The organism is Providencia sp. JUb39, assembly GCF_012272845.1.
Classification (GTDB): domain Bacteria; phylum Pseudomonadota; class Gammaproteobacteria; order Enterobacterales; family Enterobacteriaceae; genus Providencia; species Providencia lanzhouensis.
On record NZ_JAAWXD020000001.1, the window covers coordinates 1,128,145 to 1,143,786 of the forward strand.

Annotated in this window: 7 protein-coding genes, 3 tRNA genes and 3 rRNA genes; 7 read left to right on the forward strand and 6 right to left on the reverse strand. The window is 46.1% G+C overall.

Annotation, left to right across the window (positions count from 1 at the left end; translation table 11 throughout):
• The first annotated feature begins 263 nt into the window (after window positions 1-263).
• The 6 genes from HFU86_RS05015 to HFU86_RS05040 all read left to right on the forward strand — a co-directional run bounded on the left by HFU86_RS05015 (window position 264) and on the right by HFU86_RS05040 (window position 5,782).
• Window positions 264-1,803: ribosomal RNA gene (locus HFU86_RS05015) — 16S ribosomal RNA — on the forward strand.
• Window positions 1,804-1,868: 65 nt separating this feature from the next.
• Window positions 1,869-1,945: transfer RNA gene (locus HFU86_RS05020), tRNA-Ile, on the forward strand.
• A 133-nt stretch (window positions 1,946-2,078) separates the two neighbouring features.
• Window positions 2,079-2,154: transfer RNA gene (locus tag HFU86_RS05025), tRNA-Ala, on the forward strand.
• A gap of 334 nt (window positions 2,155-2,488) precedes the next feature.
• Window positions 2,489-5,394 (forward strand): 23S ribosomal RNA (locus HFU86_RS05030).
• Between the two features lie 139 nt (window positions 5,395-5,533).
• Window positions 5,534-5,649: ribosomal RNA gene (gene rrf / locus HFU86_RS05035) — 5S ribosomal RNA — on the forward strand.
• The 16S, 23S and 5S rRNA genes sit together here with 3 tRNA genes alongside, the layout of an rRNA operon.
• A gap of 56 nt (window positions 5,650-5,705) precedes the next feature.
• Window positions 5,706-5,782: transfer RNA gene (locus tag HFU86_RS05040), tRNA-Asp, on the forward strand.
• 158 nt (window positions 5,783-5,940) lie between these two features.
• Here HFU86_RS05040 and HFU86_RS05045 read toward each other — a convergent pair.
• From HFU86_RS05045 to HFU86_RS05060, 4 genes are all read right to left on the reverse strand, one after another.
• Window positions 5,941-6,285 (reverse strand): YfiM family lipoprotein, encoded by a 345-nt coding sequence (locus HFU86_RS05045; RefSeq protein WP_187128830.1) that lies wholly within the window; start codon window positions 6,283-6,285, stop codon window positions 5,941-5,943.
• 88 nt (window positions 6,286-6,373) lie between these two features.
• Window positions 6,374-7,729, reverse strand: coding sequence for a CDP-diacylglycerol--serine O-phosphatidyltransferase (gene pssA, locus HFU86_RS05050; protein ID WP_187128831.1), 1,356 nt, complete (start codon window positions 7,727-7,729; stop codon window positions 6,374-6,376).
• A 159-nt stretch (window positions 7,730-7,888) separates the two neighbouring features.
• Complete coding sequence (locus HFU86_RS05055) at window positions 7,889-10,534, reverse strand: bifunctional acetate--CoA ligase family protein/GNAT family N-acetyltransferase (protein WP_132494197.1); 2,646 nt, start codon at window positions 10,532-10,534, stop codon at window positions 7,889-7,891.
• Window positions 10,535-10,783: 249 nt separating this feature from the next.
• Window positions 10,784-11,485: a tRNA-uridine aminocarboxypropyltransferase gene (locus tag HFU86_RS05060; protein ID WP_187128832.1), complete on the reverse strand. Its 702-nt coding sequence runs from the start codon at window positions 11,483-11,485 to the stop codon at window positions 10,784-10,786.
• 173 nt (window positions 11,486-11,658) lie between these two features.
• Between HFU86_RS05060 and HFU86_RS05065 the strand changes: the two genes are divergently transcribed.
• Window positions 11,659-12,771, forward strand: a complete 1,113-nt coding sequence (locus tag HFU86_RS05065) for a tRNA/rRNA methyltransferase (protein ID WP_187128833.1) — start codon at window positions 11,659-11,661, stop codon at window positions 12,769-12,771.
• 79 nt (window positions 12,772-12,850) lie between these two features.
• Here the strand turns inward: HFU86_RS05065 and emrB are convergent, their stop codons facing one another.
• Together emrB and emrA are read right to left on the reverse strand one after the other, a co-directional pair.
• Window positions 12,851-14,389 (reverse strand): multidrug efflux MFS transporter permease subunit EmrB, encoded by a 1,539-nt coding sequence (gene emrB, locus HFU86_RS05070; protein WP_036947723.1) that lies wholly within the window; start codon window positions 14,387-14,389, stop codon window positions 12,851-12,853.
• A gap of 18 nt (window positions 14,390-14,407) precedes the next feature.
• Window positions 14,408-15,586: a multidrug efflux MFS transporter periplasmic adaptor subunit EmrA gene (emrA, locus tag HFU86_RS05075; protein ID WP_036947721.1), complete on the reverse strand. Its 1,179-nt coding sequence runs from the start codon at window positions 15,584-15,586 to the stop codon at window positions 14,408-14,410.
• Between the last annotated feature and the right edge of the window lie 56 nt (window positions 15,587-15,642).

A 15,642-nucleotide genomic window follows, 5' to 3' on the forward strand; every position in this document is an offset into this window, starting at 1 on the left:
CAATGAGGAAAGCGTAATATACGCCACCTCGCGACAACGACCTAAGTTGATAAAAACTGAGTCGAATTTCTAAAGAAATGTCGCACCGCTCTTTAACAATTTATCAGACAATCTGTGTGGGCACTCACAGGACACTATCAAAAAATATTTGATTTTAAGTCTTGAAGAGTGACTAACACGTTAATTCATATATATGAACTAATAGGTAATTTGGTTTCTTCGGAAATCAAACGACAGTAACATTCTTTGAGCATCAAGCTTTTTAATTGAAGAGTTTGATCATGGCTCAGATTGAACGCTGGCGGCAGGCCTAACACATGCAAGTCGAGCGGTAACAGGGGAAGCTTGCTTCTCGCTGACGAGCGGCGGACGGGTGAGTAATGTATGGGGATCTGCCCGATAGAGGGGGATAACTACTGGAAACGGTAGCTAATACCGCATAATCTCTCAGGAGCAAAGCAGGGGAACTTCGGTCCTTGTGCTATCGGATGAACCCATATGGGATTAGCTAGTTGGTGAGGTAATGGCTCACCAAGGCGACGATCCCTAGCTGGTCTGAGAGGATGATCAGCCACACTGGGACTGAGACACGGCCCAGACTCCTACGGGAGGCAGCAGTGGGGAATATTGCACAATGGGCGCAAGCCTGATGCAGCCATGCCGCGTGTATGAAGAAGGCCTTAGGGTTGTAAAGTACTTTCAGTTGGGAGGAAGGCGTTGATGCTAATATCATCAACGATTGACGTTACCAACAGAAGAAGCACCGGCTAACTCCGTGCCAGCAGCCGCGGTAATACGGAGGGTGCAAGCGTTAATCGGAATTACTGGGCGTAAAGCGCACGCAGGCGGTTGATTAAGTTAGATGTGAAATCCCCGGGCTTAACCTGGGAATGGCATCTAAGACTGGTCAGCTAGAGTCTTGTAGAGGGGGGTAGAATTCCATGTGTAGCGGTGAAATGCGTAGAGATGTGGAGGAATACCGGTGGCGAAGGCGGCCCCCTGGACAAAGACTGACGCTCAGGTGCGAAAGCGTGGGGAGCAAACAGGATTAGATACCCTGGTAGTCCACGCTGTAAACGATGTCGATTTGGAGGTTGTTCCCTTGAGGAGTGGCTTCCGGAGCTAACGCGTTAAATCGACCGCCTGGGGAGTACGGCCGCAAGGTTAAAACTCAAATGAATTGACGGGGGCCCGCACAAGCGGTGGAGCATGTGGTTTAATTCGATGCAACGCGAAGAACCTTACCTACTCTTGACATCCAGAGAATTTAGCAGAGATGCTTTAGTGCCTTCGGGAACTCTGAGACAGGTGCTGCATGGCTGTCGTCAGCTCGTGTTGTGAAATGTTGGGTTAAGTCCCGCAACGAGCGCAACCCTTATCCTTTGTTGCCAGCGATTCGGTCGGGAACTCAAAGGAGACTGCCGGTGATAAACCGGAGGAAGGTGGGGATGACGTCAAGTCATCATGGCCCTTACGAGTAGGGCTACACACGTGCTACAATGGCGTATACAAAGAGAAGCGACCTCGCGAGAGCAAGCGGAACTCATAAAGTACGTCGTAGTCCGGATTGGAGTCTGCAACTCGACTCCATGAAGTCGGAATCGCTAGTAATCGTAGATCAGAATGCTACGGTGAATACGTTCCCGGGCCTTGTACACACCGCCCGTCACACCATGGGAGTGGGTTGCAAAAGAAGTAGGTAGCTTAACCTTCGGGAGGGCGCTTACCACTTTGTGATTCATGACTGGGGTGAAGTCGTAACAAGGTAACCGTAGGGGAACCTGCGGTTGGATCACCTCCTTACCATTGAAGTGTACTTGTGAAGTGCTCACACAGATTGTCTGATGAAATAGAGTAACGGTATCGATAGGCTTGTAGCTCAGGTGGTTAGAGCGCACCCCTGATAAGGGTGAGGTCGGTGGTTCAAGTCCACTCAGGCCTACCACTTTTCTCTTATGCTGTGTTGTGGCTCAGCTCGTTTACTTATGTAAACTTCGCTAACCCACGCCTTGCCTAAGAAAAAAGACTTTATAATGAGAAATCATATAAAGGATAATCGATACTGGAATTACCTTTATGGGGCTATAGCTCAGCTGGGAGAGCGCCTGCCTTGCACGCAGGAGGTCAGCGGTTCGATCCCGCTTAGCTCCACCATAAACTTTCTGATTATTCAGAATAGATTAGAAATAGTCTATTGCGAATAATTATGCTCTTTAACAATCTGGAACAAGCTGAAAATTGAAAACAACGCACATTGTTTATCGCTTAAACAATGTGAGAGTCTCTCAAAAATCTCAACTTGAATGTGTTTTTCAAACACACAAGCGAGTGGCATGAGCGAGCAGTGTGAAATTCAAGGTGGACAGCGTGCAGCAAGCGCAGCGTACATAAGTACGTGAGCATTGCGAACCCTGCCCAACGAAGAAGTTCACCACGCACAGCCATGACGTTTCGTGTCGTCTGATAAAAAGACACCTTCGGGTTGTGAGGTTAAGCGACTAAGCGTACACGGTGGATGCCTAGGCAATCAGAGGCGATGAAGGACGTGCTAATCTGCGATAAGCGTCGGTAAGGTGATATGAACCGTTATAACCGACGATTTCCGAATGGGGAAACCCAGTGCAATTCGTTGCACTATCGTTTGATGAATACATAGTCAAACGAAGCGAACCGAGGGAACTGAAACATCTCAGTACCTCGAGGAAAAGAAATCAACCGAGATTCCCCTAGTAGCGGCGAGCGAACGGGGAGCAGCCCAGAGTCTTAATCAGCATTAGCATCAGGAGAACGGTCTGGAAAGGCCGGCAGTATAGGGTGATAGCCCCGTATCCGAAGGTGTTAGTGTTGTGAACTCGACGAGTAGGGCGGGACACGTGTTATCCTGTCTGAATATGGGGGGACCATCCTCCAAGGCTAAATACTCCTGATTGACCGATAGTGAACCAGTACCGTGAGGGAAAGGCGAAAAGAACCCCGGCGAGGGGAGTGAAATAGAACCTGAAACCGTGTACGTACAAGCAGTGGGAGCACCTTTATGGTGTGACTGCGTACCTTTTGTATAATGGGTCAGCGACTTATATTCTGTAGCAAGGTTAACCGTATAGGGGAGCCGTAGGGAAACCGAGTCTTAACTGGGCGAATGAGTTGCAGGGTATAGACCCGAAACCCGGTGATCTAGCCATGGGCAGGTTGAAGGTTGGGTAACACTAACTGGAGGACCGAACCGACTAATGTTGAAAAATTAGCGGATGACTTGTGGCTGGGGGTGAAAGGCCAATCAAACCGGGAGATAGCTGGTTCTCCCCGAAAGCTATTTAGGTAGCGCCTCGTGAACTCATCTTCGGGGGTAGAGCACTGTTTCGACTAGGGGGTCATCCCGACTTACCAACTCGATGCAAACTACGAATACCGAAGAATGTTATCACGGGAGACACACGGCGGGTGCTAACGTTCGTCGTGAAGAGGGAAACAACCCAGACCGCCAGCTAAGGTCCCAAAGTCATAGTTAAGTGGGAAACGAAGTGGGAAGGCTCAGACAGCCAGGATGTTGGCTTAGAAGCAGCCATCATTTAAAGAAAGCGTAATAGCTCACTGGTCGAGTCGGCCTGCGCGGAAGATGTAACGGGGCTAAACTATGCACCGAAGCTGCGGCAGCGATATGTAAATATTGTTGGGTAGGGGAGCGTTCTGTAAGCCTGTGAAGGTGTGCTGTGAGGCATGCTGGAGGTATCAGAAGTGCGAATGCTGACATAAGTAACGATAATGCGGGTGAAAAACCCGCACGCCGGAAGACCAAGGGTTCCTGTCCAACGTTAATCGGGGCAGGGTGAGTCGACCCCTAAGGCGAGGCAGAAATGCGTAGTCGATGGGAAACGGGTTAATATTCCCGTACTGGTGATAATTGCGATGGGGGGACGGAGAAGGTTAGGCTGGCCGGGCGACGGTTGTCCCGGTTTAAGGATGTAGGCAGGTGAATTAGGCAAATCCGGTTCACTATATGCTGAGGTCTGATGACGAGTCACTACGGTGGCGAAGTAGCTTATACCCCGCTTCCAGGAAAAGCCTCTAAGCTCTAGATTATCATTAATCGTACCCCAAACCGACACAGGTGGTCAGGTAGAGAATACTCAGGCGCTTGAGAGAACTCGGGTGAAGGAACTAGGCAAAATGGTGCCGTAACTTCGGGAGAAGGCACGCTGGCATTAGGTGAAGTGGTTTACCCATGGAGCTGAAGCCAGTCGCAGATACCAGCTGGCTGCAACTGTTTATTAAAAACACAGCACTGTGCAAACACGAAAGTGGACGTATACGGTGTGACGCCTGCCCGGTGCTGGAAGGTTAATTGATGGGGTTATCCGTAAGGAGAAGCTCTTGATCGAAGCCCCAGTAAACGGCGGCCGTAACTATAACGGTCCTAAGGTAGCGAAATTCCTTGTCGGGTAAGTTCCGACCTGCACGAATGGCGTAATGATGGCCAGGCTGTCTCCACCCGAGACTCAGTGAAATTGAACTCGCTGTGAAGATGCAGTGTACCCGCGGCAAGACGGAAAGACCCCGTGAACCTTTACTATAGCTTGACACTGAACATTGAGCCTTGATGTGTAGGATAGGTGGGAGGCTTTGAAGCGTGGACGCCAGTCTGCGTGGAGCCAACCTTGAAATACCACCCTTTAATGTTTGATGTTCTAACGTAGCCCCGTAATCCGGGGTGCGGACAGTGTCTGGTGGGTAGTTTGACTGGGGCGGTCTCCTCCCAAAGAGTAACGGAGGAGCACGAAGGTTGGCTAAGCATGGTCGGACATCATGCGGTTAGTGCAAAGGCATAAGCCAGCTTGACTGCGAGAGTGACGGCTCGAGCAGGTACGAAAGTAGGTCTTAGTGATCCGGTGGTTCTGTATGGAAGGGCCATCGCTCAACGGATAAAAGGTACTCCGGGGATAACAGGCTGATACCGCCCAAGAGTTCATATCGACGGCGGTGTTTGGCACCTCGATGTCGGCTCATCACATCCTGGGGCTGAAGTAGGTCCCAAGGGTACGGCTGTTCGCCGTTTAAAGTGGTACGCGAGCTGGGTTTAGAACGTCGTGAGACAGTTCGGTCCCTATCTGCCGTGGGCGTTGGAAGATTGAAAGGGGCTGCTCCTAGTACGAGAGGACCGGAGTGGACGCACCACTGGTGTTCGGGTTGTCATGCCAATGGCATTGCCCGGTAGCTAAGTGCGGAAGAGATAACCGCTGAAAGCATCTAAGCGGGAAACTTGCCTTGAGATGAGTCTTCCCTGACTCTTTAAGGGTCCTAAAGGAACGTTTAAGACTAAGACGTTGATAGGTTGGGTGTGTAAGCGTAGCGATACGTTGAGCTAACCAATACTAATGAACCGTGAGGCTTAACCTGACAACACCGAAGGTGTTTTCGAGAAGAGAGATTGAGTTGATTTTCAAAGCAAGTGAGAAGCCGAAAGGTAGACACACAGCTTGTTCAAGATTGAAGTTCTGGTTTAAGAGAAAACTTAAACGGGGACGAACAGAATTTGTCTGGCGGCAATAGCGCGGTGGTCCCACCTGACCCCATGCCGAACTCAGAAGTGAAACGCCGTAGCGCCGATGGTAGTGTGGGGTCTCCCCATGTGAGAGTAGGGAACTGCCAGACATTAAATTAAAGCTTATTGCGAAGCAATAAGTTGCCGAAAGGCAAAAAGAATAAGTGGAGCGGTAGTTCAGTTGGTTAGAATACCTGCCTGTCACGCAGGGGGTCGCGGGTTCGAGTCCCGTCCGTTCCGCCACTTATAGCAAGCCCCGTGATGAAAATCACGGGGTTTTTGTTTTTCTACGATACATGTAATACAGCAATTTCTAACTATATTTTCTCCCTGTCGTCACACAGCTCACTCTGCTATAGCGATCTCTTCTAGATTTTTTGTTTATTATGAGCGAGCAAATACTACTTAAAGTTTTGATATAGAGTATAACCTGCCACTGCACCCGCTACATCATAAGCAAAATCATGCCAACTCCAGCCAGTACCTGCTGGTCGGCTATCATAAAGTTCTTTTGCAGCACCTAGCGAAATCGAAAATAACATACCGAATTGTGCAGCTTGCCGATGTTGCATGTTCTGTCTATCCGCATACGCATTACCAGCAGCAGCCATTGCAGCAGAAAAAGCAAAGTGTTGCGCTTTATCTTTTCCCTGCCAATTATCATTTGACCAATGGAAGCCTGAACAGCCAGTCATGGTTATTAACGAGCAACTTAAAGCTAATATTTTATAAGAGAAATTTGGCATGTATCTTGAGCCTCTACAGCAACTGATAAGTTAGAGTTCACTAGATAATAAAAAGCGCCACATAAGCGGCGCTTTAGAGAGTCAGTCATTAAAGTATTCGACTAATTAGTCGATCAACTCTGATACGTCGTAATCGGCGGATCAGTTTTTTCACTTTAACAGGGTAGGTTTGAATGCTATCCAGCTCGCGATAATGATGAACAACTTTAGTATGGACTCGGATGCAATCAAGCTCGTGTTGGCGTTGTTCTTGGAGCTGCTGTTTTGGATCGTGGATTAATACCGCATTTTCCAAATCTAATCCCCAAGCCCGTGGATTCAGGTTATTACCTGTAATCAGCTGCCACTGATTATCAACCCACATTCCTTTCAGGTGATAGGTGTTGTCACCATCTTTCCATAAACGAACTGTCAGTTGTTCACTATCAATAAAACGCTGCAAACGGCTAACAAACTTACGTAAGTTTATTTCATAGAGATAAGGCAAAGCACCGATGATTTTAAAAGGCTCTTCAGGTGGAATATAGAAGTCGTTAGCGGTTTTATCACCAATAATGATTTCAACTTTCTTTCCATCACGCAGTAACTTGCTGATAACTCTTACTAAGACAGCAGGTAAATTAAAATATGGTGTACAGATAGTTAACTTTTCAGCGGTTGAGCTCATTAAATGGGTGATAGTACGATTTAACTCGTTCTTTTTGCCTAGGCCAACAAATGGAGTAACGGCGAGTTCATCATTAGATGCATTACCTGCAAATTGGTAATTAACGCCTCTTAATGACAAACGAAATTGCTTGATTAACCCTTTAAATTCCGCTGTTTTTGGTCTGCTAGGCGTATTGAGTAGATGAATAGCATCCGATGATAAAAGAGAATCATCAATGAATTTTTTCATCGTCGCCGTGAGCTGATTATTTTTGATGAGATGATATCTATCGTAGCGGTATTTTTCATGACGATGCAGGTAGACATCATTGATGCTAGCCCCGCTATATAGAAGCGTATCATCAAATAAGAAACCTTTTAAGTGCAGTACCCCTAATGCTTCACGCGTATTTACGGGGATCCCGAAAACAGGAATTTCAACATCAGGGTATTGCTGAGAAACTTCATAATACCAATCGGCATTAGTAAGATTAGCAGCAGCGCCAATTCGACCGCGCTGAGCTCGGTGCCAATCAACTAGAATTTTAATATCTAGATTAGGATTTGCTTGTTTAGCGGCATACAGAGCATGAAGGATGTCTTTACCCGCATCATCTTTTTCTAAATACAGCGCCGTAATGTAGACTGTATTTTTAGCTTGCGAGATCTGTTCAAGCAGAGCACCACGAAAATCTTCCGTCTTATAGAGCGTTTTAACATCATCAACCGACTGAGACAATTTAGGCATGCTTGCCAAGTGTTGTTGATGTTTTGCTTGTTTTAGTTTTGACAACATCACAGTGTGAATTTTCTCTTGTTAGTCTAATAGCAAATCGCTTTATACAAATATTTAAGCGAATGATCTGTCGATGATATCATATTTACACCATTCATTAGGAATAAATTGACCATTGGTTTACTTACTATACAGATTACGGTTTATTCCTAACGTTAATTATAGATGCAGGGTGAGATTTACGACACCATCCTCAAATTGAACATCAATTTGGAACCCTAATTTTTTTGCTAAGCTGATCATATTACGATTCTCTGGCATGGTGATCGCTGTCAGCTTCTTAATGCCATGTCCGCGGGTGTAGTTAAGCAATTTTTGCATTAATTGATAACCGAGAGTTTGCCCTTTCATATCTGAACGAACTAAAACGGCAAACTCAGCTTCTTGGTTATCTGGATCTGCCATTGCGCGAGTTACGCCGATAATTTCAGGTTGTGTATCACTGTTTTTAACAGCGACAAACGCCATTTCTCGGTCGTAATCGATTTGTGTCATATTCGCGAGATCATCATGAGTGAATTCACTGATTTCACTGAAATAACGGTAATAAAGGTCTTCTTTAGTGACTTGCTCAATAAAGGATTTTAAGAGTGGTTCATCTTCAGGAAGAATCGGTCTTAGCAAGCAAGTTAGGTCATCTTTTAGGTTAATGGTCTCTTCAAGCTCATTAGGATAAGGACGGATGGCAAGCCGAGTATCTGGAATGTTACTTGCTGAGTTCAATGTCATTGAAACATCAAGTAATGTGAATTCATCACCAGCCGCAAGTAGTGGATGTATATCTAATCGGTTGATATTAGGGCAATCAATGATTAAGTTAGAGACACGAACTAATAAGCTGGCTAGCCCCGGAATATCTAATGGTTCTAGAGCACTACGGGCTTTAATTTTATGTCCTTTGATTGCATTAATGACCAAGTAACGTGCTAGCGCTAAGTTTAGTGGCGGAAGAGCTACGGCAGCCTGACTCTCTTGTTGCCACTCTACGCCCCCTTCGCCAAGCATGATCAATAAACCAAAAACAGGATCAAGCTCAACAGCGATTCGTAGCTCTTGAGCTCCTGCGCGATTCGCCATGCTTTGTACTAATAGGCCCTCAATTCGAGCTTGTGGATAGTTGGTCGAGACTCGTTCAATAATGGCATTGGCAGCTTCAGAGACTTCTTTGGCATTCCTTAAATAGAGCATAACGCCCTGAACTTCTGATTTATGCACAATGTCAGGAGAACGTAATTTTAGTGCAACGGGATAGCCAATCTTTTCTGCGATTTCAACGGCCTGTTCACTGGAATGAGCAATCCATGTTGGTAAACTGTTTAAGCCATAAGCTTTTAAGATTGGTTGAACTTCATGGGTATCTAAATGCAGCTTGTTATTTTCAATGGCTTGCATGATACAGGTATGTGCTTGCTGAGTATTTGCGGTTATCCCGACAGGCAGCGCAGGGGTTTCTTTTAATTGTTTTTGGTTACGGCGATATTCCACCATATGCATATAGGCGGTGATAGCACCTTCGGGTGTTCGGTAAGTTGGGATCCCAGCTTCGCTGAAAAGCCTTCTTGCTTCTTGAGAAGAATATTCCCCGCACCAGTTTGTGAGGATGGTTAGCCATTTGCCCCGAGGATGTTGCTTAATAGTTTTGATCACTTTTTCTGCCATGGATTTACTTTGTGTAATGGCGCTTGGTGTATGGATCAAAAGCAACGCATCATGATCATGGCTATCGAGCATTTTGCTTAATACGTTGAGATATCTATCCACGGTGGCATCGTCGCCGAGGTCAATCGGGTTTTGGGTAGATAAATCTAGTGGCAATAGAGAGCTAAGTTCGTTTTCAGTTTCTACATTGAGTTTTGCAAGCTTCCCATTACGTAGCAGTAGTTCATCGAGCGCCATTGCGGCAGGTGCTGAGCCGTTGCTCATAATCGATAAACGTTCTCCTCGTAGCGGAGTCATATAACTTAGTGTTTCTACCGCAGAAAACATTTCGTGGGTATCTTGGACGCGCAGTAAACCTGCCCGTTGAATCGCTGCATCATAAGCGGCATCTAAACTCGGTTTTTCACCGAGAAGCTCTTGCGCTTTGCGTGTTCGTCCACTTTTGATAACAAGGATCGGTTTGTTACGCGATGCACTACGGGAAGATGATAAAAAGCGTCTAGCATCACTAATGTTTTCTAAATAAAGCAAGATAGCGCTGGTTTTGCTATCTCGAGCAAGATAGTCCAATAGGTCATCAATATCGATATCAATGCTATCGCCAAGGGCAATAAAATATGAAAAACCGATATCGCGATGACGCGCCCAATCTAAGACTGTATTTGAGACTGCGGCAGATTGTGAAATAAATGCCAGTTTACCTTTCAAAATAGGGATTGGGGAAAAGCTGGCATTTAGCCCTTGCCATGGTGCAAAGAAGCCTAAGCTATTCGGACCCAATAAACGAATTTGGTATTGCTGAGCCACCTTTTTCAGTTCATTAAATTGAATAGAAGGGGACGATAAGATAATGACGACATTACAGCCTGCCTCACCAAGCTGGCGGAGACATTCAATATTACGAGAATAGTGAGTGCAAATCACCGCAAGATCAGGCTTGAGTGGGAGTTTATCAATTGAGGGATAAGCAAGGACGCCAAGAATGGAGTTCCTGTTCGGGTTAACGGGCAGAATAGGGCCTTTAAAACCGCTGCTGAGTAAGTTTTTCATCATCACGGATCCTGCTCGGCTAGGATCTTCAGAAGCGCCCACGACAACGATAGATTTTGGTCTAAACAATGACTCTAGCTGACTCACTAACCCCATAGCGGTAAACCTTTTTGTGGTGAGCGAAAACCCGCTCAATTGATTTTGAGTTCGTAAGCAACGCTATACGATACGTTGCTGGAATACCATGTCGTATATTGTGCCGCATATTGTGGGAAGCGCCAGTTTATCGGGGGAATTTTATTGAATATTACAAGCACCCTCACGTTTTGCTGTGAAGGTGATTTTCAAAATAGAAATTGCTGGAAAGCGAGGCATATAAATAACGTAAAAAATGCCTATAACGAGTTATTCTTGGGGTTGAGCCAAGAGCATTTGAGCGGTTGGATGATGTGGTTTTCCCTCTAAGTATTTACGGCGAAACAGATTGAAATGCGTAAATAACGCTTGGGATGCATCAATATCGCCAGCTTGCTCTAGCACGGTAGCAGCCACCTCCGCGGTGCAGTGTTGCTCTTCCCGCGATGGGGTACGCAGTAGGTAGTCGGTTCTCGCTTTCGTATTGATAGACAACATTGGAATTTGATCCAAATAAGGGCTTTTGCGGAACATCTTACGCGCTTCTGGCCAAGTGCCATCTAACAGAATAAACAATGCAGGTTTGTCAGAAAGCGTCGGTTCATTGACGACAATGCGATCTGTTTGCGCGTAGCTTTCTGGGAAAATCAGATAAGGCTGTCTACTCTTATCTTGCAGTGCAGCTAATAACTGGTTGTCAGGATCTGTTCTTGACCATTGATATGCCTGAGTATCAGGAAGCACATCGGCAATGAGTTTTCCGGTATTGCTCGGTTTAAAGACTTCACCATCAAACATAATCAGACAAAATTGGCTTTTTGCTTGTGCAGAAACCGTTTCTTCGCAGAGACACTGTGGTACGGGTAGCAGGCAATATTGGCAGCGCTTTACCCGGCAACCCCTTGCTTTAAAAGGTTTTGTAGAAAGGGCTAAGCGTTGTTGACGCAGATGATAGACAGCGTTCTGACTCATGGTTGATAAGGCACTTTTCGTTGCGACAAAAATAAGGGGCATATTGTACGCAAAACGATTTGTCTACGATAGAAGTATATTCAATAACTTTTCGGTGAGATAATAGCGCGGATCGGTAGCGTAGCTTTGCAACTTCATGTAATCTTCGCGCCATAGCTTAGTAGGGGATAGCGATGAACGACACGAATGATTTTAGTGGTAAAAACGGCAAAGTAAAAGTGATGTATGTCCGTAGCGAAGAGCAGGACAATAATAAAGGTAATGATAAACGCCGTGGCGGTCGCGATGATAGACGCAGTGATAAGCGTTCAGGTGGGCGTAACGACCGCAATGATCGCAACGACCGTTCTGGTCGCTCTGGTCGTCCAGAAGGTGGTCGCTCAGAACGCCGCTCTGACAACGACAGACGCTCAAGTAATCGCGATAGCGCACCACGTGGTGAGCAGTCACCATGGCGTACAGTTTCAAAACAGGGTAGTGATGAATTAGAAAACGACCACGGTGGTATTTCAGGAAAAAGCCAAATTGATCCTGAGCAGTTACGTAAACAGCGCCAAGAAGAGACGCGTATTTACGGCGAAAATGCTTGCCAAGCGATGTTTAAAAACCGTCCAGATGGTATTGTCCGTGCGTGGTTCTTGCAGTCAGTCACTCCACGTTTTCGTGATGCATTAAAATGGATGGCGGCAAACCGCAAAGCGTACCACGTTGTTGATGAAGAAGAATTAACAAAAGCGTCTGGTACTGAGCACCACGGCGGCGTGTGCTTTATCATCAAAAAACGCGGTGGTATGGCAGCAGAAACGTACTTAGAAAATGCGGTCGATACCGATTGTGTATTAGCGCTGGAAGATGTTGGTAACCCGCATAACCTTGGTGGGATCATGCGTAGTTGCGCTCACTTTGGTGTGAAAGGTGTGATTTTACAAGATGCAGGAATGCTGGAATCAGGTGCGGCAATTCGTACCGCTGAAGGCGGCGCAGAGCATATTAAAGCCATTGATGCGGATGGTTTCACTCCAACACTGAATAAATTCCGAGAAGCGGGCTATACCATCGTTACGACATCAAGCCATAAAGGTAGTCAGGACATTGCTAAGGTTCAATTACCGAAGAAAATGGTGTTGGTGTTAGGTCAAGAGAGTGATGGTTTAAGTGACAGCACATGGGATCAGGGTGATATGAGCCTGTACATTGGCGGAACAGGTAAAGTTGAAAGCCTGAACGTCTCTGTAGCAACAGGGATTATGCTTTCTCAGTGGTGGTCACAAAATAAAGTTAAGTAATAACTTACTGACTTGAGCTAGCTAAAAAAAACCATACGCAAAATTGTGTATGGTTTTTTTCATTTGGATTATATGCCAGCTAGTGAGCTCCGCCACCATCTTTTGAACCAGCTCCGAATGGTGGTTTGGCAAACCATACAATCACCATTAACAGAATAAACACGCCAGCAGACATCCAGAAAATTTCATTAGCAGAAATAATTAGCCCTTGCTCAGTAATTGAGCGTGCAATATACGCGGCACTTTGTTGTTCATTCATGCCTATTTGCGCCAACTCACTGTACATATGTTGAGCATTGGGATTATACGGGTTAACAAACTCTGTCAGATTTTCATGGTGCATGGCTTCACGCTGTGTCCACAACGTGGTGGTGATGGAGGTACCAATTGCACCCGCTAAGGTTCGCGTGAAGTTAGATAAGCTGGACGCGGATGCCATTCTTTCTGGTGGTAAACCCGATAATGTAATGGTCGTGAGTGGCATAAAGAAGCAGGCTATCGCTAAACCTTGAACGAACTGAGGCCACGCTGCCGCGGCAAATCCCATTCCAGGTTCGAAGGTGTAAGCGCGCCAGTAATAGCACACGGCATACATAATAAAACTGAATGTCACTAAATAACGCATATCAATACGGTTACCAAAGCGACCAATAATAGGCGTGATCAGCAGCGGCAAGAGACCGACGGGTGCGGAGGCTAACCCCGCCCAAGTTGCGGTATAGCCGTACACTTCTTGCAGCAACTGAGGCAATAGGACAATGGTACCGAAATAGAGCATATACGCCAAACTGAGCGCCAAACAACCGATAGTAAAATTACGCTCTTTAAAGAGGGAAAGGTCGATGACGGGATGCTCATCAGTCAGTTCCCAAACAATTAAGAAGGCTATAGCGACAACGGCGATAACGGTCAGAACGATGATCTCCGTAGAGTTAAACCAATCGAGCTCTTTCCCTTGGTCGAGCATAATCTGCAATGCACCAATCCCGACAACCAGTAAGACAAGCCCGACGGTATCAATCGGCTTGATCGCGATTTGAGTTTCACGTCCTTTAAGCGTTCGCATAATGGCAAAAATAATAGCGATACTAAAAGGAACGTTGATAAAGAAAATCCAGCCCCAGTGGTAGTTATCACTAATATAGCCACCAAGAATAGGCCCACAAATCGGCGCGACTACAATGGTCATTGACCACAGTGCAAGAGCCATACTGCGTTTGGCTGGTGGATAGTTATTGAGTAATAAACTCTGAGACAAAGGAATGAGTGGACCTGCAACCAAACCTTGTAGGACGCGGAATAAAATCAGCATTTCTAAGCTGTTGGAGATTCCACACAACCATGAGGTAAGGGCGAAAAGCCCAGTAGACCATAAAAAGAGGCGAACTTCACCAATACGACGAGCTAACCAGCCAGTGATCGGAATAGAGATAGCATTCGCTACCCCAAACGATGTGATCACCCATGTGCCTTGTGAGTTAGATGCACCCAAGTTACCCGCAATTGTGGGGATAGCGACGTTAGCAATGGTCGAATCCAAAACTTGCATGAAAGTCGCCAAAGATAACGCAATGGTCATCCAAGCCAGTTTTGAACCTGTTAACGGTGCATTTGTCACGTTAATGTCTCCGTTTACTTATTTGCCAGAGTTATTTTGAATAATCTCAGCAACAATTTTGTCAGCAGGAGACATATCAACCGCTAAAGCCGTTGTGTGATAAGCGGGCGTATCGCGCAGACCTTTGGATAACACTTTGCCGTCTTTATTGGCAGTATCCACTTCGACTTCGGTTGAGAGCCCAATACGTAGAGGGTATTCATCAAGTTGGGATTCATCGAGGGCGATACGTACTGGAAGGCGTTGAACCACTTTGATCCAGTTGCCGCTCGCATTTTGAGCGGGTAATAATGAGAAAGCGCTTCCCGTCCCCATATCAAGCCCGACCACGGTGCCGTTGAATACCACATTTTTGCCATAGAAATCGGTAGTTACTTTGGCAGGTTGGCCAATGCGCATACTCGCTAATTGTGTCTCTTTAAAGTTGGCATCAATCCACATTCCGCTAGATGGCACAATTGCCATTAATGGGGTATTTGGCGTGATTTGTGAACCGACTTGCACACTACGGCGGGAAACATAACCGTCCACTGGGCTGACAATTTTGGTGCGTTGCAGGGCAAGCCATGCATTTCGCACTTGCGTTGCAGCTTGTTCAACAAGCGGCTGCTTTTCTAAAGCGGTATTGAGCACGATGGCTTGGTTGGCGTTGTACTGTTCAATCGCCACATCAAGCGCACCTTTCGCACTGATGACTGCTTCTCTCGCATGTTGAAGCTCTTCTTTACCGATTAAATTGCTGCTACCCAAGACTTCGCGGCGTTTTAAATCATTTTGTAAACGGGATAATTCAGAGCGTTTAACATCAATATTCGCTTGAAATTGGCGGCTATTGATAATGTGCTGTTGGGATTGTCGAACGCTGTTAGCAAGTTCAGTTTTGGCTTTTTCAAGAGCGAGTTCGGCATCTCTAGGATCTAACTCCACCAGTACCGTTCCACTTTTCACAAAATCGGTGTTATCGACATTGACTGTCATGACGCTACCGGATATTTGCGCTTGGATTTGAACTTGATTTCCAGCAACGTAAGCGTTGTCTGTTGATTCGTAATGGCGTAAGACGAGATACCAGTATGCAGTCCAACCGATACCTATCGCGATAAAAATAACGGTTAGGAACATTAGTGCATTTCTGCGCTGTCTTTTTTTGTTTAATGGCGGCGTTTGCGTTTCAGGCAGATCCTCGCGTGCGCTCATACTGGTGGTTCCCCATATTCAATGGATAAAAATAACGGCTGTTTCCAGCAGTTAGT